The sequence below is a fragment of the Klebsiella michiganensis genome (assembly GCF_002925905.1).
In the GTDB taxonomy this organism is placed as follows: Bacteria; Pseudomonadota; Gammaproteobacteria; order Enterobacterales; family Enterobacteriaceae; genus Klebsiella; species Klebsiella michiganensis.
Map to the genome: position 1 here is coordinate 1,217,785 of NZ_PRDB01000001.1, position 24,454 is coordinate 1,242,238.

Annotated in this window: 21 protein-coding genes; 12 read left to right on the plus strand and 9 right to left on the minus strand. The window is 54.9% G+C overall.

Annotated features, from left to right (window positions below; genetic code table 11):
* Positions 1-183 precede the first annotated feature (183 nt).
* Both lpdA and CDA56_RS05885 read left to right on the plus strand, forming a co-directional pair.
* Positions 184-1,608, plus strand: coding sequence for a dihydrolipoyl dehydrogenase (gene lpdA / locus CDA56_RS05880; protein WP_004098637.1), 1,425 nt, complete (start codon positions 184-186; stop codon positions 1,606-1,608).
* Between the two features lie 163 nt (positions 1,609-1,771).
* Entirely contained in the window at positions 1,772-2,056 is a 285-nt protein-coding gene (locus CDA56_RS05885) for a hypothetical protein (protein ID WP_014227938.1), read from the plus strand.
* Between the two features lie 51 nt (positions 2,057-2,107).
* Here CDA56_RS05885 and CDA56_RS05890 read toward each other — a convergent pair whose 3' ends face one another.
* On the minus strand, positions 2,108-2,908 hold the full coding sequence (locus CDA56_RS05890; protein WP_048262386.1) for a DUF2950 family protein: 801 nt from the start codon (positions 2,906-2,908) through the stop codon (positions 2,108-2,110).
* Between the two features lie 10 nt (positions 2,909-2,918).
* Positions 2,919-4,517 carry a DUF3300 domain-containing protein gene (locus CDA56_RS05895; protein ID WP_047724456.1) on the minus strand — a complete coding sequence of 533 codons (1,599 nt, stop codon included), beginning with the start codon at positions 4,515-4,517 and terminating at the stop codon, positions 2,919-2,921.
* Positions 4,518-4,872: 355 nt separating this feature from the next.
* Between CDA56_RS05895 and acnB the strand changes: the two genes are divergently transcribed.
* The 6 genes from acnB to CDA56_RS05925 all read left to right on the plus strand — a co-directional run bounded on the left by acnB (position 4,873) and on the right by CDA56_RS05925 (position 12,164).
* Positions 4,873-7,470: a bifunctional aconitate hydratase 2/2-methylisocitrate dehydratase gene (gene acnB / locus CDA56_RS05900; RefSeq protein ID WP_025106504.1), complete on the plus strand. Its 2,598-nt coding sequence runs from the start codon at positions 4,873-4,875 to the stop codon at positions 7,468-7,470.
* Between the two features lie 175 nt (positions 7,471-7,645).
* Positions 7,646-8,008: a protein YacL gene (yacL, locus tag CDA56_RS05905; protein ID WP_103814182.1), complete on the plus strand. Its 363-nt coding sequence runs from the start codon at positions 7,646-7,648 to the stop codon at positions 8,006-8,008.
* A gap of 181 nt (positions 8,009-8,189) precedes the next feature.
* Positions 8,190-9,143: a 2-keto-3-deoxygluconate permease 1 gene (locus tag CDA56_RS05910; protein ID WP_025106505.1), complete on the plus strand. Its 954-nt coding sequence runs from the start codon at positions 8,190-8,192 to the stop codon at positions 9,141-9,143.
* Positions 9,140-10,411: a D-threonate kinase gene (gene dtnK / locus CDA56_RS05915; RefSeq protein ID WP_102803133.1), complete on the plus strand. Its 1,272-nt coding sequence runs from the start codon at positions 9,140-9,142 to the stop codon at positions 10,409-10,411. The genes CDA56_RS05910 and dtnK overlap by 4 nt, the downstream gene beginning before the upstream one ends.
* Positions 10,401-11,384: a D-threonate 4-phosphate dehydrogenase gene (locus CDA56_RS05920; protein WP_103814180.1), complete on the plus strand. Its 984-nt coding sequence runs from the start codon at positions 10,401-10,403 to the stop codon at positions 11,382-11,384. Before dtnK ends, CDA56_RS05920 begins: the two co-directional genes overlap by 11 nt.
* 9 nt (positions 11,385-11,393) lie before the next feature.
* A complete protein-coding gene (locus tag CDA56_RS05925) occupies positions 11,394-12,164 on the plus strand; it encodes a DeoR/GlpR family DNA-binding transcription regulator (RefSeq protein WP_014227944.1) in 771 nt (256 codons plus the stop codon).
* 23 nt (positions 12,165-12,187) lie between these two features.
* Here the strand turns inward: CDA56_RS05925 and speD are convergent, their stop codons facing one another.
* The 5 genes from speD to CDA56_RS05950 form a co-directional block, all read right to left on the minus strand.
* Entirely contained in the window at positions 12,188-12,982 is a 795-nt protein-coding gene (gene speD / locus CDA56_RS05930; protein WP_004098656.1) for an adenosylmethionine decarboxylase, read from the minus strand.
* Positions 12,983-12,996: 14 nt separating this feature from the next.
* Complete coding sequence (speE, locus tag CDA56_RS05935) at positions 12,997-13,860, minus strand: polyamine aminopropyltransferase (protein ID WP_032694411.1); 864 nt, start codon at positions 13,858-13,860, stop codon at positions 12,997-12,999.
* A gap of 165 nt (positions 13,861-14,025) precedes the next feature.
* Entirely contained in the window at positions 14,026-15,789 is a 1,764-nt protein-coding gene (locus CDA56_RS05940; RefSeq protein WP_032694410.1) for an FKBP-type peptidyl-prolyl cis-trans isomerase N-terminal domain-containing protein, read from the minus strand.
* A complete protein-coding gene (locus CDA56_RS05945; protein ID WP_032694409.1) occupies positions 15,786-16,205 on the minus strand; it encodes a hypothetical protein in 420 nt (139 codons plus the stop codon). Before CDA56_RS05945 ends, CDA56_RS05940 begins: the two co-directional genes overlap by 4 nt.
* Before the next feature lie 345 nt (positions 16,206-16,550).
* The gene (locus tag CDA56_RS05950) at positions 16,551-16,898 is read right to left on the minus strand and encodes a YacC family pilotin-like protein (RefSeq protein WP_014227947.1); all 348 of its coding nucleotides are present in this window, start codon (positions 16,896-16,898) and stop codon (positions 16,551-16,553) included.
* Between the two features lie 146 nt (positions 16,899-17,044).
* Between CDA56_RS05950 and cueO the strand changes: the two genes are divergently transcribed.
* A complete protein-coding gene (gene cueO / locus CDA56_RS05955) occupies positions 17,045-18,646 on the plus strand; it encodes a multicopper oxidase CueO (RefSeq protein WP_102803134.1) in 1,602 nt (533 codons plus the stop codon).
* A gap of 100 nt (positions 18,647-18,746) precedes the next feature.
* Here cueO and CDA56_RS05960 read toward each other — a convergent pair whose 3' ends face one another.
* Positions 18,747-21,137, minus strand: a complete 2,391-nt coding sequence (locus CDA56_RS05960; protein ID WP_048262377.1) for a glucose/quinate/shikimate family membrane-bound PQQ-dependent dehydrogenase — start codon at positions 21,135-21,137, stop codon at positions 18,747-18,749.
* Between the two features lie 203 nt (positions 21,138-21,340).
* On the opposite strand from CDA56_RS05960, the gene hpt reads away from it, so the two are divergent.
* Positions 21,341-21,877 carry a hypoxanthine phosphoribosyltransferase gene (hpt, locus tag CDA56_RS05965; RefSeq protein ID WP_014227950.1) on the plus strand — a complete coding sequence of 179 codons (537 nt, stop codon included), beginning with the start codon at positions 21,341-21,343 and terminating at the stop codon, positions 21,875-21,877.
* Positions 21,878-21,928: 51 nt separating this feature from the next.
* Here the strand turns inward: hpt and can are convergent, their stop codons facing one another.
* Complete coding sequence (gene can / locus CDA56_RS05970; protein WP_004098666.1) at positions 21,929-22,591, minus strand: carbonate dehydratase; 663 nt, start codon at positions 22,589-22,591, stop codon at positions 21,929-21,931.
* A 107-nt stretch (positions 22,592-22,698) separates the two neighbouring features.
* On the opposite strand from can, the gene CDA56_RS05975 reads away from it, so the two are divergent.
* Both CDA56_RS05975 and CDA56_RS05980 read left to right on the plus strand, forming a co-directional pair.
* On the plus strand, positions 22,699-23,625 hold the full coding sequence (locus tag CDA56_RS05975) for an ABC transporter ATP-binding protein (RefSeq protein WP_103814178.1): 927 nt from the start codon (positions 22,699-22,701) through the stop codon (positions 23,623-23,625).
* Positions 23,622-24,392 (plus strand): ABC transporter permease, encoded by a 771-nt coding sequence (locus CDA56_RS05980; protein ID WP_004098668.1) that lies wholly within the window; start codon positions 23,622-23,624, stop codon positions 24,390-24,392. Before CDA56_RS05975 ends, CDA56_RS05980 begins: the two co-directional genes overlap by 4 nt.
* Positions 24,393-24,454: the final 62 nt, after the last annotated feature.

The window sequence follows — 24,454 nt, forward strand, 5'->3', positions numbered from 1 at the left end:
CTTTTTTCTGGTAATCTCTTCTGCGTTTTGAAGTTACCAGCAATAAAGGACAAAATCGTTTGCCGTTTGTTGTTTCAAAATTGTTAACAATTTTGTAAAATGCTTGCGGATAGAACGTCCCGGTGGACATGGGCGTAAAAACAATAGCGTCAGACCCGCCGGATACAAATAACAGAGGTCATGATGAGTACTGAAATCAAAACTCAGGTCGTGGTACTTGGGGCAGGCCCCGCAGGTTATTCTGCTGCCTTCCGTTGCGCTGATTTAGGTCTGGAAACCGTCATCGTAGAACGTTACAGCACCCTCGGCGGTGTTTGCCTGAACGTCGGCTGTATCCCTTCTAAAGCACTGCTGCACGTTGCTAAAGTTATCGAAGAAGCGAAAGCGCTGGCCGAACACGGCATCGTTTTCGGTGAACCGAAAACTGACATTGACAAGATTCGCACCTGGAAAGAAAAAGTCATCACTCAGCTGACCGGCGGTCTGGCTGGCATGGCCAAAGGGCGTAAAGTGAAGGTGGTTAACGGTCTGGGTAAATTTACCGGCGCTAACACCCTGGAAGTGGAAGGCGAAAACGGTAAAACCGTCATCAACTTCGACAACGCTATCATCGCGGCGGGTTCCCGTCCGATCGAACTGCCGTTCATTCCGCATGAAGATCCACGCGTATGGGACTCCACCGATGCGCTGGAGCTGAAAACCGTACCAAAACGCCTGCTGGTTATGGGCGGCGGTATCATCGGTCTGGAAATGGGTACCGTATACCATGCGCTGGGTTCAGAGATTGACGTGGTTGAAATGTTCGACCAGGTTATCCCGGCTGCCGATAAAGACGTGGTGAAAGTCTTCACCAAGCGCATCAGTAAGAAATTCAACCTGATGCTGGAAACCAAAGTGACCGCCGTTGAAGCGAAAGAAGACGGTATCTACGTTTCCATGGAAGGCAAAAAAGCCCCGGCTGAAGCGCAGCGCTACGACGCCGTGCTGGTAGCTATCGGCCGCGTACCGAACGGTAAAAACCTCGATGCCGGTAAAGCAGGCGTTGAAGTTGACGAGCGTGGCTTTATCCGCGTTGATAAACAGCTGCGTACCAACGTGCCGCACATCTTCGCTATCGGCGATATCGTCGGTCAGCCGATGCTGGCGCACAAAGGCGTTCACGAAGGCCACGTTGCTGCCGAAGTTATTGCCGGCATGAAGCACTACTTCGACCCGAAAGTTATCCCGTCCATCGCCTATACCGAGCCGGAAGTTGCGTGGGTTGGTCTGACTGAGAAAGAAGCGAAAGAGAAAGGCATCAGCTACGAAACCGCCACCTTCCCGTGGGCTGCTTCTGGCCGCGCCATCGCTTCCGACTGCGCTGACGGTATGACCAAACTGATTTTCGACAAAGAATCTCACCGCGTTATCGGCGGGGCGATTGTCGGCACCAACGGCGGCGAGCTGCTGGGTGAAATCGGTCTGGCGATCGAAATGGGCTGTGACGCTGAAGACATCGCGCTGACCATCCACGCTCACCCGACTCTGCACGAGTCCGTTGGCCTGGCAGCAGAAGTCTTCGAAGGCAGCATCACCGACCTGCCAAACGCGAAAGCGAAGAAAAAGTAAATTTTTCTTTCAGGCAAAATCCAAAAAGCGGCTCAGTGAGCCGCTTTTTTTATCGGTGATGTTTAGAACTGTGTCGCCGTTAATAAAATTGCATATCTTATTAATGCTTGAAAAATAGTTACTCAGTAAACTTATAGGTAGTTAACTATATGTGAGGTGTGTGATGAAAAAAGTTTTAACGACGACGCTGCTGGCAGCAACGCTGGTCTCGGGTATGGCCTGCGCGGCCGATGCCGCTATTCCCTGGGCTGATAACAGCGGCGGGACCGAAAGCACCCATATTGCGGCGATGGGCCAGGATTTGAATATGCAGCATCAGCAGATAACAAAGACCAGCGAAGGGGTATGGGCGGCGAATTCCGGCAGCATCAGCTCTGATGAAGCGGCGTTGACCAGCACTAAACCGGCTTTTGCGGGTGACCCGTCTCTGATGCCCCATCAGGGCTAAATCAGCACACAGATATGGCGCGGCGGCGTTATCGCACGCCGGGCTTTTTTTCTATTGATTGATGGCCTGCCAGGCTGAATCCGGCGAAAACTGCGAAATGGCGCGCGCTTTGCTCTGCGTCTCATCCCCTAAATTAGCCTGATAAACCTCATCATTCTGGTTGACCATAAAGCTCATGATGCCGGTTTTTCCCCATTCCACAGGCCACGCCAGCAGGGCGAAGCCCTGACCCTCGCCATCTTGAATGATGCGAAAACGGTAGCCGTGATAGCCTTCTCCGGGTTCGGCGGGGCTAAACGCGGGCCCAAGCGGGCTGGGCGCTTCGCCGGGAGCGGCAGGCCAGTAGAGGCCGTCTTTCTTGCCATCGCTGCTGATAATCCTCTGCGCCCAGGTGTGGTTTAGCCGATAAAAATCCTGCTGGGCATCAACGTAAGCGTGCATCGCCTGAATGGCTGACAGCTCATTGCGGCCAATCGCGCGAGTCAGGATCTCATCTTCAGCAGCGGCCATATCAAAACGCCAGCCGCTCTTATCCTTAATGATGGGGATCGGTAGCCGCCATGCTTCCTGTCCCACCTCCAGCCAGGCGCTATTCTGCTGCTGAACGATACGATGGCTGACTTTCCAGTCGCGCTGAAAGCGAGCGACGGCGTCAGGGTCGATGCCCTCCGGCGGTAAAAATTGCTGCCAGCTATCGCCGAGCAGCCCGTTGAGGGCAGATTCATCATGCCTGCCGATTGCCTCAGCCAGCGCGCTTGCGGCCTGTTCCGGAGAGGAAAACTGCTGCTGAGCCAGCGCCATGGCGGGCGTCATGGCCAGCGCCAGCAGCGTCATTTTTAAAAATTTTTTCATCTGATTATCCTCAGCGGCGGCGCAGTTCACGGTGTTCGGAAAGATGTTCTCTGGCCGCGCTGCGCTGCTCGCTGCTTAAACCCGAGATATGGCGGCTCTGCAGGCCGCGCTCCTGCTGAGACTGCCAGGAGGGAGAGCGGATATCGTTACCGCTCAGGGCATTGGCGTGCAGATTATTCAGCTTCTGCTGACGTTGTTCGGGCGTTGCGGCCCGGAACTGTTCACGGCGCTGTTGCTGCTGCGCCGTCGGATGCTGAATTTGCGTTTTGACCGCTTCCCGATGCTGCTGTTGTACGGCGCTATTTTTTACCGCCGGCGTGGCGTCATAGCCGCGATAGTTATTGCGCTGGGTCACCTGATGGAGCTGCTGCGACGCGGCCTGGCGCTGGGCATCGCGGGAAGGCGCGTGATTAAGCGCGTTATCCGCAGGCCCGGTACGCTGCTGTAGCTGCGTCATGGCCGCCTGACGCTGCGCGTTGCGATCGGCGGGCTGATGTTGGGTCGCGCTAAGCCCGCCGGGAACATTGGTCTGATGGTAATGCTGCGCAATCGTATTGTTCGGATAGGGAATATTGCCGCGGTAGGCCGGATTATGCTGCCAGCTGGCGTGGTTTCCCGGCAGGTTCTGCCCGGTAATATGGTTGAAATTATTGACGTTGATGTTGATGTTATCGCCGTTGTGCGCGTAGCCGCCGTGATGATCATCATCGTGATGGTGATCGTCATCGTCATGGTGGTGATGATCGTCATCATCCCAGTCGATGCTGCTGAACAGAGCGTAGGTTGTGGCGACGCCGAGGCTATAGCCAAACCCCTTGACGAAGCTGTCGGTAAACTGCTCCCCCGGAGGCGGCGGCAGGTAGACCGGCGGATAGGCGGTGTCAGGCCAGGCGCCGTAAACAACTGAAGGGTTATAGGCCGGCACGTACACCACATTTGGATTGGTTGATTCGATTTTAATCACCTGCGCCGGGGCGGAGGATGTCACGGCGCTGCTGCTGCGGGAAGCGGTGGCCGTGGACGTTGCCGGAGCCGGTGCCGGTGCCGCGGAGCGGGTGGCGGTGATGACTTTCTGCTGCGGCGTGGATTTTAACGTTCCGGTCTGCTGGGCGATGGCGCGTAAGCGCTGCACCGAATCCATGACGTCCTGCGGCTGGGCGAGAAAGGCGTTACCCAGGTTTTCCACCCACGGCGCATTTTCTCCCATTAACGCGAGCAGGGAAGGGAAGGCGACCAGCGATTTTACGCTGGGATCCCAGGGCTGATTTGCCACCGCTTGCACCGCCGCGTCGCCCTTCATTGTGGGGTTATCCTGCGACCACTCTACCGCCTGGACAACGTTACTCGGGTAGGTCGAAGCCATCAGCACCTGCGACAGCAGATTGTCCGGATAGAGCGCGATTGGCGCGACCCACTGGTCTATCTGCGCGGGTGTATAGGTCGTGGTCACCGGCTGGGCGGCGGCGGTTGCCTGCGCCGTTTGCGCAACGGCGGGGGGCTCGGGAACCGTTTGCGGCTCCCGGCTTTTGACGTAGAGCGTACCCGCGGCGGCTAATAGCCCGGCGCTACAGAGCAGCGCGAGCAGATGGGGTTTGAAAGGCAGTGTCATGAGAACTCCCGGCACAATAATTGGCCCGTTTTGACAGAGTATTGTCGAAAAGCGGGGGATTGCCTGAGTATAGAGAGCGCGTATTTGCGTTTTTGATTTTAGTTGGGATTTTGCTCAATTATGTGTAACAGAATTAATTTTATATACCGCTAAATTGACAGAAAACCTGCATTATTCTGCCCTTAACGATTCAGCTAATTTTTAATGTTGCTTTTTTGTAAACAGATTAACACCCCGCCAAAATCCTGCTATGCTGCCGACGCGGTATCGGGCATTTACCCTACAAACTGCTGTCTCACAGGAGCGTGAAGAGAATCGCCTACCGCATTTTACAATGAGAGCGAGGAGAACCGTCGTGCTAGAAGAATACCGTAAGCACGTAGCTGAGCGTGCCGCCGAGGGGATTGTACCGAAACCCTTAGATGCAACCCAAATGGCCGCGCTGGTAGAACTGCTGAAAAACCCGCCAGCGGGTGAAGAAGAATTCTTGTTAGACCTGTTAATTAACCGCGTACCGCCGGGCGTCGACGAAGCCGCCTATGTTAAAGCCGGATTCCTTGCCGCGATCGCCAAAGGCGAAGCGACTTCTCCACTGGTTACCCGTGAAAAAGCTGTCGAACTGCTGGGCACCATGCAGGGCGGTTACAACATCCATCCCCTGATTGACGCGCTGGACGACGCAAAACTGGCGCCGATCGCCGCGAAAGCGCTGTCCCACACCCTGCTGATGTTCGACAACTTCTACGATGTAGAAGAGAAAGCCAAGGCGGGCAATGCCTACGCCAAACAGGTTATGCAATCCTGGGCCGACGCTGAGTGGTTCCTGAGCCGTCCTCAACTGGCTGACAAAATCACCGTGACCGTTTTTAAAGTCACCGGCGAAACCAACACCGATGACCTGTCTCCGGCCCCTGACGCCTGGTCCCGCCCGGACATTCCGCTGCACGCGCTGGCAATGCTGAAAAACGCCCGCGAAGGCATCGACCCGGATCAGCCCGGCGCCGTTGGCCCGATTAAACAAATTGAAGCACTGCAGCAAAAAGGTTTCCCGCTGGCGTACGTCGGCGATGTCGTGGGTACCGGCTCATCGCGTAAATCCGCCACCAACTCGGTGCTGTGGTTTATGGGCGACGATATTCCGAACGTGCCGAACAAGCGCGGCGGCGGTCTGGTTCTCGGCGGCAAAATTGCGCCTATCTTCTTTAATACCATGGAAGATGCCGGCGCGCTGCCGATTGAAGTGGACGTAAACAACCTGAACATGGGCGACGTGATCGACGTTTATCCGTTCAAAGGTGAAGTCCGTAACCACGAAACCGGCGAACTGCTGGCGACCTTCGAGCTGAAAACCGACGTGCTGATCGACGAAGTGCGCGCCGGCGGCCGTATCCCACTAATCATCGGCCGTGGCCTGACCACCAAAGCGCGTGAAGCGCTGGGCCTGCCGCACAGCGATGTGTTCCGTCAGGCGAAAGACGTGGCGGAAAGCAGCCGCGGATACTCTCTGGCGCAGAAAATGGTGGGTCGCGCCTGCGGCGTGGCCGGGGTTCGTCCGGGCGCTTACTGCGAACCGAAGATGACTTCCGTAGGCTCTCAGGACACCACCGGCCCGATGACCCGTGATGAGCTGAAAGACCTGGCGTGCCTGGGCTTCTCTTCCGACCTCGTGATGCAGTCCTTCTGCCATACCGCCGCCTATCCGAAGCCGGTGGACGTCACCACACACCACACGCTGCCGGACTTCATCATGAACCGCGGCGGCGTATCGCTGCGTCCGGGCGATGGCGTTATCCACTCCTGGCTGAACCGTATGCTGCTGCCTGATACCGTGGGTACCGGCGGTGATTCGCATACCCGTTTCCCGATCGGTATCTCCTTCCCGGCAGGCTCAGGCCTGGTGGCGTTTGCCGCCGCAACTGGCGTCATGCCGCTGGATATGCCGGAATCGGTACTGGTACGTTTTAAAGGCAAAATGCAGCCGGGCATCACCCTGCGCGATCTGGTACACGCCATCCCGCTGTATGCGATCAAACAGGGTCTGCTGACCGTGGAGAAGAAAGGTAAGAAAAACATCTTCTCCGGCCGCATTCTGGAAATTGAAGGTCTGCCGGATCTGAAAGTTGAGCAGGCGTTTGAGCTGACGGATGCCTCCGCCGAGCGTTCCGCTGCGGGCTGTACCATTAAGCTGAACAAAGAGCCGATCGTTGAGTATCTGACCTCCAACATCGTCCTGCTGAAGTGGATGATCGCCGAAGGTTACGGCGATCGTCGTACGCTGGAGCGTCGCGTTCAGGGCATGGAAAAATGGCTGGCGGATCCGCAACTGCTGGAAGGCGACGCGGATGCGGAATATGCGGCGGTGATCGATATCGATCTGGCCGATATCAAAGAGCCCATCCTCTGCGCGCCGAACGATCCGGACGATGCGCGTTTGCTGTCCGACGTGCAGGGCGAGAAGATCGATGAAGTGTTTATCGGTTCCTGCATGACCAACATCGGCCACTTCCGCGCGGCCGGTAAGCTGCTGGACAACCACAAAGGCCAGCTGCCGACTCGTCTGTGGGTGGCGCCGCCAACCCGTATGGACGCCGCGCAGCTGACTGAAGAGGGCTACTACAGCGTGTTTGGTAAGAGCGGTGCGCGTATTGAAATCCCTGGCTGTTCCCTGTGTATGGGTAACCAGGCGCGCGTTGCCGACGGTGCGACGGTGGTCTCTACCTCAACCCGTAACTTCCCGAACCGTTTAGGTACCGGCGCTAACGTCTTCCTGGCCTCTGCGGAGCTGGCGGCCGTGGCCGCGCTTATCGGTAAACTGCCGACGCCGGAAGAGTATCAGACCTATGTTGCTCAGGTGGATAAAACCGCAGCGGATACCTATCGCTATCTGAACTTCGATCAGCTGGGTCAGTACACCGAGAAGGCCGACGGGGTTATTTTCCAGACCGCGGTGTAATGCGCTAACTCAGCGCTGTACATAATCCCGCCAATGCCCGGTGAACTTTGCGTCACCGGGCATTTTTATTTCCCGTCCCTCCGTCTACCACGCTTTTTTTCTCTTCCACTGCTGCGATAATGACTGTATGGGTACAGTGCAGCGGTGACGCACTGCCCTTGCAGAGGAAAAGACTATGGATTACGAATTTCTGCGCGATATTACCGGAGTGGTAAAGGTGCGAATGTCGATGGATCATGAGGCGATCGGCCACTGGTTCAACGAAGAGGTTAAAGATAACCTTGCCCTGCTGGACGAAGTCGAGCAGGCCGCGCGCACCGTTAAAGGCAGTGAACGTTCCTGGCAACGCGTCGGCCATGAATACACGCTATGGCTGGACGGCGAAGAAGTGATGATCCGCGCTAACCAACTGGATTTTTCCGGCGATGAGATAGAAGAGGGGATGAGCTACTATGACGAAGAAAGCCTCTCGCTATGCGGCGTGGAAGACTTTCTTCAGGTCGTCAACACCTATCGAAAATTTGTAGGTCAATCCTGAGCAACGTTAATCATTTCCACGGCCGGACAGTTATGTCCGGCTTTTTTTTGGCCTTAACGGCCTGGTTTGATTTTTATTAATCATTTTAAAACTGTGATCTGGCGCGTTTGTGAAGTTTATTTGATTGAATATAATCTTTATGATTTTATTTAATCACAGCATAACAACAGGCGGGAAGACCATGAACATCAAAAAGGCTATAGAACGTGTACCTGGCGGCATGATGGTTGTGCCACTGGTGATCGGCGCCATTATCAATACCTTTGCCCCGCAAGCGCTTGAGATCGGCGGGTTCACCACCGCGCTGTTTAAAAACGGCGCAGCGCCGCTGATTGGCGCCTTCCTGCTCTGTATGGGAGCGGGAATTAGCGTCAAGGCAGCGCCACAGGCTCTGTTGCAGGGCGGTACCATTACGCTGACCAAACTCCTGATCGCCATTGCGATTGGCCTCGGCGTGGAACAGCTCTTTGGCGCTGAAGGGATCTTCGGCTTAAGCGGCGTGGCGATCATCGCTGCGATGAGTAACTCGAATGGCGGGCTTTACGCCGCGCTGGTTGGCGAGTTTGGTAACGAGCGTGATGTGGGAGCGATCTCCATCCTGTCACTGAATGACGGGCCATTCTTTACGATGATCGCGCTGGGCGCGGCGGGGATGGCCAACATTCCCATTATGGCGCTGGTCGCCGTGCTGGTGCCGCTGGTGGTGGGAATGATCCTGGGTAACCTCGATCCCAACATGCGCGACTTCCTGACCAAAGGCGGCCCGCTGTTGATTCCGTTCTTCGCTTTTGCGCTGGGCGCAGGGATCAACCTTGAAATGCTGCTACAGGGCGGTCTGGCGGGCATTCTGCTCGGCGTGCTGACGACCTTTATCGGCGGTTTCTTTAACATTCGTGCCGACCGTCTGGTGGGCGGAACCGGGATTGCCGGCGCGGCGGCGTCCAGTACCGCCGGAAACGCCGTGGCGACGCCGCTGGCGATTGCCCAGGCCGATCCCTCTCTGGCAGAGGTTGCCGCCGCGGCCGCGCCGCTGATTGCCGCATCGGTGATCACCACCGCGATTCTGACGCCGGTCCTCACCTCATGGGTGGCTAAGAAGCAAGCGCGTCAGGTTGCAGAGGAGAAAAAAGCATGAAAATGATCGTTATCGCCGACGACTTTACGGGTTCTAACGATACCGGCGTGCAGCTGGCAAAGAAGGGGGCGCGCACGGAAGTGATGCTAACGCCGGATCAAAAACCTTCGCGTCGCGCTGATGTGCTGGTGATCAACACCGAAAGCCGCGCGATGCCTGCAGCTGAGGCCGGGAAAGCGGTAGCGCAGGCGTTAGCGCCGTGGTGCGATGGTGATGCGCGTCCGCTGGTTTACAAGAAAATCGACTCTACTTTCCGCGGCAACGTGGGGGCTGAAGTGACGGCGGCAATGCGTGCTGCAAACCGGAAGCTGGCCGTAATTGCGGCGGCTATCCCCGCAGCCGGGCGCACCACCCGCGACGGATTATGCCTGGTCAACGGTACGCCACTGCTGGAAACCGAATTCGCCAGCGATCCGAAAACGCCCATTATCTCCTCACGCATTGCGACGTTGATCGCCCTGCAAAGCGATATCCCGGTTCATGAAGTGTCGCTCGAAGACGTTCGTCGGGGGCAATTGAGCGCCCTGTTGACGGCTTTTTCAGCCGAGGGGGAGTGCATGGTGGTGGTGGATGCCGTGGAAGATCGCGATCTGTTGCTGATTGCCCAGGCTATTTGTGAACAAAAGGAGATGCCGCTGTTGGTGGGCGCTGCCGGGCTGGCGAACGCGCTACCGGTCAGCACCTTCATGCAGGAAAAGCAGGAGCTACCGGTACTGGTGGTGGCCGGATCGATGAGCGAGGCCACGCGGCGGCAGGTTGAAAAAGCGCTCTGCCAGGCGCGCGCCAGCGTCGTGGATATTGACGCCTCGCGGCTGGCCTCGGCGCAGTACGAGCAGGAAATGGCCGCGGCGGTTGAACAGGCCTGTGCGCTGCTCAGTCGCCAGCAGCACACCATTTTACGTACCAGCCGGAGTGCGGATGATCGGCAGATGATCGACGGCCTGTGCGCTCAGGCTGGCGTAAGCCGCCAGCAGCTCGGTGAGATGCTTAGCGAACGCCTCGGAATGATTACGCTGCGCATTATCGAACAGGCTCGTATTGGCGGGCTGTTCCTGACCGGAGGAGATATCGCCACCGCGGTCGCCGCCGCGCTCGGGGCGGAAGGCTATCGCATTCAGAGTGAGGTGGCGCCCTGTATTCCCTGCGGGACGTTCGTTAACAGTGAAATCGACGATCTGCCGGTTATCACTAAAGCCGGCGGATTCGGTTCAGACAGCACCCTTTGTGATGCGCTTTATTTTATTGAGGAGATGTACAGTGGTAACTAAAACAATTGCGATTACGATGGGCGACCCGGCGGGCATCGGTCCGGAAATTATTGTCAAAGCGCTTTGTGAAGACGAGCTCAACGGCGCGCCGCTGGTGGTGGTCGGGTGTCTGAAAACCCTGAAACGTCTGCAGGACAAAGGGCTGGCGGAAGGCGTCACCTTTCGCGCGATCGCCGAGGTCGCGGAGGCGCGATTTGCTCCAGGCGTGTTTCATGTCATCGACGAGCCGCTGGCCCAGCCGGACGCGCTGGAGCCGGGTAAAGTGCAGGCCCAGGCGGGCGATCTGGCCTACCGCTGCGTGAAGCGGGCGACGGCGCTGGCGATGAAAGGCGACGTACACGCCATCGCGACCGCACCGCTGAATAAAGAAGCGCTTCATCTGGCCGGGCACAATTATCCTGGTCATACCGAGCTGCTGGCGACGCTGACTGAAAGCCGTGATTACGCCATGGTGCTCTACACCGACAAGCTGAAGGTCATTCATGTCTCGACCCACATTGCGTTGCGTAAGTTCCTCGATACGCTTAATGGCCAGCGCGTGGAGACGGTCATCGGCATCGCGGATCGCTTCCTGAAACGCGTCGGATTCACCCAGCCGCGCATTGCCGTTGCCGGGGTCAATCCCCATGCGGGCGAAAACGGTCTGTTTGGCGATGAAGAAATACGCATTGTGTCGCCGGCCATTGAAAACATGAAAGCGAAGGGAATCGATGTTTACGGGCCCTGCCCGCCGGACACCGTGTTTCTACAGGCGTACGAGGGGCAATATGACATGGTGGTGGCGATGTACCACGATCAGGGACATATTCCGCTCAAACTGCTTGGCTTCTACGATGGGGTGAATATCACCGCGGGTCTGCCGTTCATCCGCACCTCTGCCGATCACGGCACCGCGTTTGATATAGCCTGGACGGGAAAAGCAAAATCTGAGAGCATGGCCGTATCGATTAAACTGGCAATGCAACTGGCGTAATTTCCTGTTATGAAAGGACAACACCGTCTGGATAAGATTGTGGCGTATTTGAAAAATCATACGCTGGTGACCGTGGAACAGCTGGTGGATGCGGTAGAAGCATCGCCTGCAACGATACGACGCGATCTGATCAAACTGGATGAGCAAGGCGTGATCAGCCGCAGCCACGGCGGTGTTGCCCTGCGGCGCTTTGAGCCTTCTCAGCCTACCACCAATGAAAAGCAGCTACGATCGCCTGCGGAAAAGCGGGCGATTGCGCGTTTTGCCGCCTCGATGGTGCAGGCGGGCGACGCGGTGGTACTGGATGCCGGCACCACCATGCTGGAGCTGGCAAAATGCCTGACCCATCTTCCGCTCAGGGTGATCACAGTCGATCTGCATATCGCTCTGTTTTTATCCGAGTTCCGGCAGATAGAAGTGACCATCGTCGGTGGCCGCATTGATGACAGCAGTCAGTCCTGTATCGGCGAGTTTGGTCGTAAGATGTTACGTAGCGTCTATCCCGATATCGCTTTTATGAGCTGTAACAGCTGGAGCGTGGAAAAGGGCGTGACGACGCCGACGGAAGAAAAGGCGGGGCTGAAGCAGGAGATCATTGCCAACGCCCAGCGTAAGATCTTACTGGCCGACAGCAGCAAATATGGCGCCCACTCGCTGTTCAACGTCGCTCCGCTGGGCCGCTTCACTGACATTATTACCGATGTGAGTCTGCCTCTTCCCGTTCAGGCTGAGCTGAAAGCGCAGTCCGTTGCCCTTACGCTGGTACAGCCTGAACGTTAAGGATACCGCCAGCCGATACGGTGTTACACGCTCGGTATATTACGTCCGTAGTAGATTTCGCGCATCTCTTTCCAGAGCAGGTCGGTAATCACCTTACGCTCCTCTTCGCTCAAATCTTCCGGCTTCGTGTGGAACATATAGTGCTTAAGGTCGAACTCCTTAAGCAACATCTTAGTATGGAAAATATTTTCCTGATAAACGTTCACGTCCACCATGTCATACAAAGACTTAATATCTTCGGACATGAAGTTCTGAATGGAGTTAATTTCATGATCGATGAAGTGCTTCATGCCGTTCACATCGCGGGTAAAACCGCGAACGCGATAATCAATCGTGACGATATCGGATTCTAGCTGGTGAATCAGATAGTTCAGGGCCTTCAGCGGTGAAATGACCCCGCAGGTTGAGACTTCAATATCGGCGCGGAAGGTGCACAGTCCGCCCTCAGGATGGCTTTCCGGATAGGTGTGAACGCAGATATGGCTTTTATCGAGATGCGCCACCACGGTTTCCGGTAGCGGACCCGGGTGTTCTGTCTGATCGATAAGCTGCGGATCGACTGGCTCTTCGCTGACCAGGATCGTCACGCTGGCGCCCTGCGGTTCATAATCCTGGCGGGCAATGTTAAGAATATTGGCGCCGATAATCGAACAGGTCTCTGACAAAATTTCCGTCAGGCGGTTGGCGTTGTAGAGTTCGTCAATATAGGCGATGTAGCCATCGCGCTCCTCTGCCGTTTTTGCGTAGCAGATATCGTAAATGCAAAAACTCAGGCTTTTGGTCAGATTGTTAAAGCCGTGCAGCTTCAATTTTTTCAATTTAGATCACCTCCTTACTTAACGGTGGATAGCGCATCCAGTAAATACTGCGGTAAAGCAAATGCCGCCGCGTGAATGGCCGGATTGTAATAACGGCACTTCAGGTTCGACTTGTGAAAACGGGCCTGGATGATTTCACTGGAAAGATGGCGCAGCGCTTCGTTGTCCGTGGCCCATGCGAAGGTCATGATGCCGCCGTAGTAGGTGGGAATCGCCGCCTGATAGAAGCTTACGTCGCTAAAGTAATGGCTGAGCTTGCGATGGCTATCGACGGCCTCATCTTGTTGCAGGAAGCTGACGCCGTTCTGAGCGACAAAGATCCCGCCTGGGTTGAGGCAGCGCTTGCAGCCTTCATAGAAGGCGGAAGTAAACAGGCTCTCGCCGGGACCAATAGGATCGGTGCAGTCGGAGATAATGACGTCAAACGTTTGCGCCGTCTGGTTAACAAAATTGACGCCATCGTCAATCACCAGGGTAAAGCGCGGGTCGTCGTACGCACCCGCATTATGGTTGGGGAGGTACTGGCGACAGAATGAAACCACGCCAGCGTCAATTTCTACCATGGTGATGGTTTCGACGCTGCGGTGACGGGAGACTTCGCGCAGCATGGCGCCATCGCCGCCGCCGATAATTAACACATGTTTCGCCTGGCCGTGGGCCATCAGAGGAACATGGGTCATCATTTCATGGTAGATAAACTCATCACGTTCGGTGGTTTGTACCACGCCGTCCAGCGCCATCACGCGGCCAAAGGCTGCGTTTTCGAAAATGATTAAATCCTGATGCTCGGTTTTCTCATGATACAGAACGTTATCAACGCTGAAATACTGACCAAAATGGTCGTGCAGCGTTTCATGCCACAGATTGCTATCGGCCACGGGCAGATCCTCCTTTGTTAACACCTGTTACACCCATTAAAAATGAGCGCAACATCATAGCCAACTATAGAAGATGATGCACGGTGGATATTTCAGCAAATGAAGCGTGGAACATTACCCGTTCACAAAGAGGGGAAAACGCCTCCCCGGTGGGAGGCACCAGGATCAGGGTTTTTTAACCTGTGGTTCCGCCGCAGTGGCGTCAACGATTCTGACGGTATATACCATGGTCGCTCCCGGCGGGATTTTAGGCGGCTTGCCTTCGCTGCCGTAGGCGAGATTGGGAGGGATCACGACCGTTATCGCTCCGTGGTTTCCCAGCCGCTTGAGTGGCCCAAGGAAGATGGGAGGATAAGATTTCAGAGGCTGGGACCAGACTTTCCCCTCCGCTTCCATATCGTTAATGACGGTTCCGTCGGTAAGCGTTTCCTTGATGGTGACGGTAACGATATCGCTGTCGAGAATCTTGCCCTTGCCGGCATAATCTATGCGACTGTAAATGCCGTCTTTCAATACCACCCCTTTTTGCTTCGCGAAGTGTTGTTGATATTTCTTTCCTTCGCTAAGGGTTTGCTGTTCGAGCTTCTTTAGGTTCTGAAAGACTTTTTTAGACACATCGAATAAGGCTTTATTGCGCGCTTTCTCATCAAGGGCGATATCCCCTGAAAAAGAATCCATAATCCCCTGTAAAACGGTATCTTTACTGGTTTTTACGCCCTGAGATGCCCGGGTAGATAAGAGCTGCAGCACCTCCTCGCCCATCGATACGCCGATAGCGTAAGCCTGCCGCAGAGGCTCTTTTGCAAAGTCGATAGCCAGCGGCTTTTTCGCCTCGGCGTCAGCAAGCCTGGCCTTTAGCCGGGTAATTTCATCGGCGCTGGCCTGCTGTAGGGCGTGGTCTTGATCGGCCTGCTGACGGACAGCATCCGCCTGAAGGGACGGCTGGGGCTTACTGATGATAACGGCGTCTAGTTTAGCCGTGAGCGCCTGTTTTTCTACTGCCGCGGCCGCCAGCTTTGTCGTTAAATCTGTTTTTTCCGCTTCACTGGCGGCGAGCTTCGCTATCGCTGCTTTCTGCTCGGCTTGAGACGCATCGAGTTTCGTTTGCAGCGCCCGCTGTGCGGCGTCAGCCGCGGCGAGTTTTGTCAGCATTTCCTGCTGATCTGCCTCTGCAGCAGCGAGCCTTGTTGCGAGGGCTTGCCTCTCTTTCGCCTCTGTCGTGAACTTACCGGTGAGCGCTTGTTTCTCTGCTGCGGCCGCCGCCAGCTTTGAGAGCGTATCCTGTTTTTCTGTTTCCAGCGCTGCGAGCTTCTGCTGCAGGGATTGCTTTTCGGCGGTTGCCTCAGCCAGCTGACGCTCAACTTTTTGTTTCGCGGATTCTATTAATGCCACTCTTTTTTCCTGCTGCAGCGTTTTATTTTCTGTGGCATTACGCTGACCCTCGATCTGTTTTATTTCAGCCGCGGCGGATAGCGCGTTATCTATTAATTGTTGTTTTTCGGCTACGGCAGTCGCTAACTTTTTCTCAAGCAGCTGAATTTTATCCTTCAGCGCTTTTTGGTTGTCTGCTTCGGCGTTCATCATGGCCGGCTTCGCATCAAGCTGCTGCCGAAGTTGGCGGATGAGTTTATCTTTTTGAGCAATTATTGCAGCCTGACGGGAAACTTCATGGGTATTCAGGACGGTTTTTTTATTCGTTGTTTTTGTATTATTGCTTTTCTCCTCAACGGGCTTTACCGGCTCGCTGATTTTTTGCGCCTGATGCTCTTTAGCATAATTTAAAAATGCCGGGCCTGAAGCATCACTATTTGAGCTTGCCGTGACGCTAATAAGGGCATCTTTTTCCGCATAGACATCCGGCGATAGCGCCAGCACAAAAACTGCTGCCAGCGATACCGGATTGAAGTTTTTGGCTATTTTCCCGTTCATGGCTGAACATTTTCACCACGTTTAACAAGGCTATCGATCAGCTCCTTTTCAATATCAGCGCACAGCTTGATTGATTTGAACTGGTACATCGAATCGATCCCCTGTTTTGTCGGTTCTGCCACTTTACTGCGCACAGAATTATATTGTGATGCCGCGCTAAGCAGGGCAGTGAACTCATTGCCGAGTTTGTCCGCCTGTTTGGGGTTCACTTCTTTCAGCGACTCCAGCGCTTTACGGCAAGTGTCTAAACGCGCTTGCTCATCGGCGATTCTCTGCTGTTCGGTTTGCTGTTGGCTTAATGTCGACTCAGATAAGGGTTTCACTAATCCGGCGGATTGCCTGGATTGTATTGAATTACAACCCGCTAATAAAATGAGGGCCAGAGGCGCTATGCTTGTAAATAAGGATCTGTTCAAGGTTTCATTCCATTGATAAAAAGAGGTGTTATCGGGCGATAATAGTGTGCGAAAAAGAAGAATGCAATAATAGAGTTTATGATTTTTGATGGCGTACTTTTAATATTAGTTATACCCGTCATATTTCACGCTGCTTATGCGTTGGCTACGCTCGCTCACCCCTTGTCGCCTTCAAGTAACTCTAATTATTTAGGGTATATATTAATATGTTGAATGCTTAATGAATTATCATTGAATTCTATGAATTGAGATATAAATTAAGTGCTGTTGTTAATTGAATTGCTATTATTACGCGGCGCCATAGCCGTATTCGCACGGCTACCGTATTATGAAATGAAGGGGGGGTTATTTCACGTAAGCGAGCAGGCTAAGCGAATCGCGGGCCAGCGCTTTGCATTTTTTAGTGGTGGGAATCTGGATTCCGCTAAGGTCCCGGTAGCTATCTTCGCCGAGCGCTTTCATATTGAAGCTGTCGTAATTGCTTAAATCCCATTGATTCTGCTGAGCAAAAAAGACCAGGGCACGGCGAATCTGCGTGTTAGGCAGATTTTGATAACCGCAGTCGTTCTTCAGGAAGACGAATACTGCCGTTAAATCAGCCATATCTTCCGCTTCGGACTCGCTTAATGCATAGCTATTGGCGGAGAGAGTCAGCAGGCTGCCAAGCACTATTGTTCTGAAAAGCGTCTTCATTTTTTCTACCATTGAATCACGGACAAACAAAGTTAGCACACTTCGTTACAGTGCGCCGAGCTTTATTCTTACTCTTCTGCTTGACCTTCCTGTTGGGGGAGGGTTTAAGCTCAATTATTCACCAGCAGAATAAAAAGGATGTGAAAATGCAACGTCGTGAGTTTCTTAAACTAACCGCTGCGGTCAGCGTGGCCAGCGCATTGCCGCTATGGAGCCGCTCGGTTTTTGCCGCCAGCCGCCCATCTTTGCCTGTACCCGAACTGCTTACCGCCGACGCGCGTAATCGCATCTCGTTAATCATTCAGGCTGGAAAAACGCAGTTCGGCCCTCATCTGGCGACCACCTGGGGCTATAACGGCAATCTGCTGGGCCCGGCCCTACAGCTTAAGCAGGGTGAGGAGGCGACCATCGACATTCATAACCGTCTGGCGGAGGAGACCACCGTGCACTGGCACGGTCTGGAGGTTCCCGGCGCCGTGGACGGCGGTCCCCAGGACGTGATTGCCGCCGGAGGCTCCCGCACGGTGACCTTTACCCCAACGCAGCGGGCGGCGACCTGCTGGTTCCATCCCCATCAGCATGGTAAAACCGGCAGACAGGTCGCGATGGGGCTGGCAGGGCTGGTGCTGATTTCTGATGCAGAAAGCGAAAAGCTGCTCCTGCCAAAGCAGTGGGGAATTGATGATGTCCCGGTGATTGTGCAGGATAAAAAATTCACCTCAGCGGGAGAGATTGATTATCAGCTCGATATTATGAGCGCAGCCGTGGGCTGGTTTGGCGATACGCTGCTCACTAACGGCGCGCTGTACCCGGAGCACGCTGCGCCTCGCGGCTGGCTACGTTTACGTCTGCTGAACGGCTGTAATGCGCGTTCTTTGAATTTCGCCACCAGCGATAAGCGGCCCATGTACGTCGTGGCAAGCGATGGTGGTCTCCTGGCTGAGCCGGTGAAAGTTAACGCGCTGCCGGTGCTGATGGGCGAGCGTTTCGAAGTGCTGGTAGATACCACTGACGGGAAGCCCTTCGATTTAATTACGCTCCCGGTCAACCAGATGGGGATGGCGATCGCTCCGTTTGATCGGCCGCAGCCAGTGTTACGCGTGCAGCCGCTGACTATCCAGGCTTCCGGTAAGCTGCCGGATGTGCTGGCCGCTATGCCAGCGCTGCCCTCGCTTCAGGGCCTGACTCAGCGTACTTTGCAGCTCTCGATGGATCCGATGCTCGATATGATGGGCATGCAGGCGCTGATGCAAAAATATGGCGACCAGGCCATGTCCGGCATGGACCATGGCATGATGATGAATCACGGAGAGATGGGGAATATGAACAATATGAACCACGGTGACATGGGAAGCATGAATCATGGCGGCACGGCGCAGATGAAGCACGGTAATAAGGAGTTTGATTTCCATAATGCGAATCGGATCAACGGTAAAGCCTTTGATATGAATGTTCCCCTGTTTGCGGCGGCGAAAGGGCAGTATGAGCGGTGGGTGATTTCTGGCAAAGGCGACATGATGCTGCATCCGTTCCATATTCACGGCACTCAGTTCCGTATTTTGTCCGAAAACGGTAAAGCGCCGGCACCCCACAGGAGCGGCTGGAAAGATACCGTCAGGGTTGAAGGCGATGTCAGTGAAGTACTGGTGAAATTTGATCACGATGCGCCGAAAGAACATGCCTATATGGCGCACTGCCATCTGCTGGAGCATGAAGATACGGGAATGATGCTGGGATTTACGGTGTAGAATTCGCTTCCCGTCTAAGGGCAGGGCGTGTGACTTGCTTCGATAGAAAAGAGAGAGATGTACCATAGAGAGAAGGCCCGGAAACCGGGCCTTCTGTTTTTTACTTCGCGTCGTCCGGTAAAGCATAAGCGACGATATAGTCGCCCATCTTCGTGCCAAACGAACCGTGACCGCCCGCAGAGATGACAACGTACTGCTTGCCATTCACTTCATAGGTCATCGGCGTCGCCTGGCCGCCCGCCGGCAGACGTGCCTGCCATAATTTTTCACCATTGCTCATATTGTACGCGCGCAGGTAGTTATCCGCGGTCGCGCCGATAAACAGCACATTGCCGGCCGTCGAAATTGGACCGCCCAGCATCGGCATACCCATTGTGAACGGGAGCTTAATCGGCATCGGGAACGGCAGGCTATCCTGCGGCGTACCGATACGTTTTTTCCACACCACTTCGTTGGTTTTCAGATCCAGCGCGGAGATATAGCCCCAGGCTGGCTGTTTGCAGGGCAGACCAAACGGTGACAGGAACGGATTAAGCGTAACGCCGTAAGGGACACCGTACTGTGGCTGAATACCGGCTTCGGTACCGGAACCCTTGGCGTCTTTTGGCTGCTCCATCGGGTTACCTGGGCCGCGAGGGATCAGTTTTGAGACAAACGGCAGCGCCATCGGGTTAGCAATCGCCACCTGGCGGTTCGGATCGACGGAGATGCCGCCCCATTCGAACATCCCCAGGTTACCCGGGAATACCAGCGTGCCTTGTTCTGACGGCGGGGTGAAAATCCCTTCGTAGCGCAGCTGATGGAAGATAACGCGGCACACCAGCTGGTCGAACATGGTGGCGCCCCACATGTCCGCGCCGGTCAGGTCTTTCTTCGGACGGAAGCTCAGGTCGGAGAACGGCTGAGTTTTCGCGACGTAGTCACCTTTCGCCGCCCCTTGCGGAACCGGTCTTTCCGGCGCCGGGACAACCAGTTCACCGTTGCGGCGATCGAGGACAAAAATATTACCGGTTTTTGCCGGAGCGTAGATCACCGGCACGGTTTTACCGTTGACGTCGATATCCGCCAGCGTCGGCTGAGACGGCATATCCATATCCCACAGATCGTGGTGAACGGTCTGGTAGCTCCACGCCAGTTTACCGGTCGTCGCGTTCAGCGCCACGATGGAGCTGGCATAGCGCTCTTGTTCAGGCGTACGGTTGCCGCCCCAGATATCCGGGGTGGTTACGCCCATAGGCAGGTAGACCAGATCCAGCTTCGCGTCATAGGCCGCTGGCGCCCAGGAGTTTGGTGAATTCAGCGTGAAATGATGTTCATCATCAGGAATCGCGTTGGGATCTTTCGCGCCCGGGTCAAAGGCCCACAGCAGTTTACCGGTATTCACATCAAAGCCACGGATAACGCCCGACGGCTCGCGGGTGGAGAAGTTATCGGTCACGGCGCCGGCAATGACGATAGTTTTGTCGGTAATAATCGGCGGTGATGTTGGTTCATACATACCCGGCGTAGTGACAGGCATGTTGGTTTGCAGATTGAGAATGCCTTTATTGGCAAAGGACTCGCACAGCTTACCGGTTTCGGCATTGATGGCGAACAGGCGACCATCGTTGACCGGAAGAATGATACGACGCGGGCAGTCGGCAACCACATCCGCCGGCGCGTTATCCGCTTTGGCTTCATGATATGAAACGCCGCGGCAGGTCACGTGCTGGAAAGAGGGGTCAGCGTTGAGCTGCGGATCGAAATGCCACTTTTCTTTACCGGTGGCCGCGTCAAGCGCGAACAGGCGCTGATGAGCGGTACACAGATAAAGCGTGTCGCCCACTTTAATCGGCGTGACTTCATTGGTGATTTCACCCGGATCGTTAGGCTGCTTGAGATCGCCCGTACGGAAGACCCAGGCTTCTTTCAGGTTCTTCACGTTATCGGCGTTGATCTGCTTCAGCGGCGAGTAGCGCTGGCCTTCCTGATTGCGGCCATACGCCGACCAGTCGCCATCGGCTACGTCGGAAATGGGGGCCGCTGGCGTTGCATCAGCGCTCAGCGTACCGTTGACTTCCTGCGGGTCGTTGAAGCCGGCCCAGGTCAGGATACCGCCGCTAATCAGCAGGGCGACAACCAGCCCGGCAACGGCGCCAGAGGAGGGAATCGGCAGGCGGCGCCAGACAAACGGCAGGATAAGCCAGATGCCGAAGAAGACCAGAATGTCGCTACGCGGGGTCAGCGCCCAGAAGTCGAAACCAACTTCCCATACGCCCCAGATCATAGTGGCAAGCAGCAGCGCGGCGTACAGCCAAAGCGCAGAACGCTTGCCGCGGAACAGCATAACGGTGACGCCCAGCATGACCAGGCCTGCGACAGGGTAGTACCATGAGCCGCCAAGAGCGACCAGCCAGGCCCCGCCCGCTAAAAGATACAGGCCACAGAACGCTGCAAAAAGAGCCGTCAGCGTCACGAGTAGCCGTGATTGTTGAGATTTTGTTTCTGCCATAGAAGGACACTCGTTTGTTTGTTAATTTTTTAACTGCAATTAATTATAGGATTTAACAAGTGTGATCGGAATCACAAAATGGGCTTTATTAATCACTGCATCGCATATTTCTTTTTACTGGTATACTGCGTGGCTTGCCGGTCAACGTCGGTGCAATCGCAGCGGCTTTGATGATTTACATTAAGAATCAAGTGGTTAGTTTTATGAAACATACTGTAGAAGTGATGATCCCGGAAACTGAGATCAAAGCCCGTATCGCTGAGCTCGGTCGTCAAATTAATGAACATTACAAAGATAGCGGCAGCGAAATGGTGCTGGTGGGGCTATTACGCGGTTCATTTATGTTTATGGCCGACCTGTGCCGTGAGGTTCAGGTACCCCATGAAGTGGATTTCATGACCGCCTCGAGCTACGGCAGCGGCATGTCCACCACCCGTGACGTCAAAATCCTCAAAGACCTGGATGAAGATATCCGCGGTAAAGATGTGCTGATCGTGGAAGACATCATCGACTCTGGCAATACGCTGTCAAAAGTGCGTGAAATCCTCAGCCTGCGTGAACCAAAATCGCTGGCGATTTGTACGCTGCTCGATAAGCCAAGCCGCCGCGAAGTGAAGGTGCCGGTTGAGTTTGTCGGTTTTGCGATCCCGGACGAGTTCGTGGTGGGGTACGGTATCGACTATGCTCAGCGCTATCGCCACCTGCCGTATATCGGCAAAGTGACGCTGCTGGACGAGTAACGCGGAGTGTCTATCCCGGCTTATCCGGGATAGTTAAGAGGGGCGCGTGAATTACCTGTGATTGACGTGCTTGCTTTTAAGGTTGGAAATGCCCTGGCGATAGCGCTGCTCCAGCGTTTCGCGGCTGACGGCGGTCACGTCCAGATCGCGTAACATGCCATCGTGAATGCCGTAGGCCCAGCCGTGAATCGTCACCTTCTGTCCACGCTTCCACGCCGACTGCATAATCGTTGAATGGCCAAGGTTGTAAACCTGCTCCATCACATTCAATTCACACAGCGTATCAAGGCGGCGCTCTTCGGGCATTTCCCCCAGCAGCGAGCTGTGCTTAAACCAGATATCGCGAATATGCAGCAGCCAGTTGTCGATAAGGCCAAGCTCGGTATTTTCAATCGCCGCCTGCACGCCGCCGCAGCCGTAGTGGCCGCAGATGATGATGTGTTCAACTTCCAGTACGTCGACCGCGTACTGCACGACGGAAAGACAGTTCAGATCGGTATGAATCACCAGGTTGGCGACGTTACGGTGTACAAACAGCTCGCCAGGTTCCAGGCCGGTCAAACGTTCAGCGGGGACGCGGCTATCTGAACATCCAATCCACAGAAAGCGCGGCTTCTGCGCCTGTGCCAGTTTCTCAAAGAAACCGGGGTCTTCCTCCACCAGCATTTTTGACCATAGTGCATTGTTGCTGATGAGTGTATCTATATCGTTCATGGATGTTTACGGGCCTGTAACCAAGTAAGTGCGTTGCGCTAATATAGGTTAACCTCACATTTTTTAAAACAACCCATCGCGTGTCACGACACGAGAAGAGACATTTAATGACCATTGCTCTGGAATTAAAACAGCTTAAAAAAACCTACCCCGGCGGGGTTCAGGCGCTGCGCGGAATCGATCTGCAGGTTGAGGCGGGCGATTTTTACGCGCTCCTGGGGCCAAACGGCGCGGGAAAATCCACCACTATCGGCATTATCAGTTCGCTGGTGAATAAAACCTCCGGCGAGGTCAACGTGTTTGGCTATGACCTGCAAAAGGATGTGGTGAACGCCAAGCGCCAGCTCGGCCTGGTGCCGCAGGAGTTCAACTTTAACCCGTTTGAAACCGTGCAGCAGATTGTGATTCACCAGGCGGGCTACTACGGCGTCGAGCGCAAAGAAGCGATCGCCCGTAGCGAAAAGTACCTTAAACAGCTCGATCTTTGGGAAAAACGCAACGAACGCGCGCGGATGCTCTCCGGCGGCATGAAGCGCCGCCTGATGATTGCCCGCGCGTTGATGCACGAGCCGAAGCTGCTGATTCTTGATGAACCCACGGCGGGAGTGGATATCGAGCTGCGTCGTTCGATGTGGGGCTTCCTGAAAGATCTCAACGATAAAGGCACGACGATTATCCTCACTACCCACTATCTGGAAGAGGCCGAGATGCTGTGTCGCAATATTGGCATTATTCAGAACGGTGAGCTGGTGGAAAACACCTCGATGAAGGCGCTGCTATCCAAACTGAAATCGGAAACCTTTATTCTCGATCTGGCGCCTAAGAGCCCATTACCGGTACTGGAAGGCTATCAGTATCGTCTGGTTGATACGTCGACGCTGGAGGTTGAGGTGCTGCGTGAGCAGGGGATTAACAGCGTATTTACTCAGTTAAGCGCGCAGGGCGTACAGGTATTAAGTATGCGTAACAAAGCTAACCGTCTGGAAGAGCTGTTTGTCACGCTGGTCCAAGACCGGAAAGGAGAATCAGCATGATGCAGCTTTATTGGGTCGCGCTGAAAAGCATCTGGACCAAAGAGATCCACCGCTTTATGCGTATCTGGATCCAGACGCTGGTGCCGCCGGTCATAACTATGACCCTCTACTTTGTTATTTTCGGCAATCTGATCGGCTCGCGCATCGGTGAAATGCACGGTTTCACCTATATGCAGTTTATCGTGCCGGGCCTGATTATGATGGCGGTGATCACCAACGCCTACGCCAACGTGGCGTCCTCGTTCTTCAGCGCGAAATTTCAGCGCAATATTGAAGAACTGCTGGTCGCGCCGGTTCCCACCCACGTGGTTATCGCCGGCTATGTGGGCGGCGGCGTTGCCCGCGGTCTGTGCGTCGGGATTCTGGTGACGGCGATTTCGCTGTTTTTCGTACCGTTCCAGGTTCACTCATGGATATTCGTCGCCCTGACCCTGGTGCTGACCGCCGTGCTATTTTCGCTGGCCGGTCTGCTGAATGCGGTGTTTGCCAAAACCTTTGACGATATCAGCCTTATTCCGACCTTCGTGCTGACGCCGCTGACCTATCTCGGCGGGGTTTTTTATTCGCTGACCCTGCTGCCGCCGTTCTGGCAAGGGCTGTCGCATCTGAACCCGATCGTCTACATGATCAGCGGTTTCCGCTACGGTTTCCTCGGCATTAACGATGTTCCGCTCGCCACCACTTTCGGCGTGCTGGTGGTGTTTATCGTCGCGTTTTATCTCTTGTGCTGGTATCTGATCCAGCGCGGACGCGGGCTTCGCAGCTAATTTAGCCAACCACGGCGCTTCGCAGCCCCGTTCAGCGAAGCGCCGGCAAACAATTTTGATTG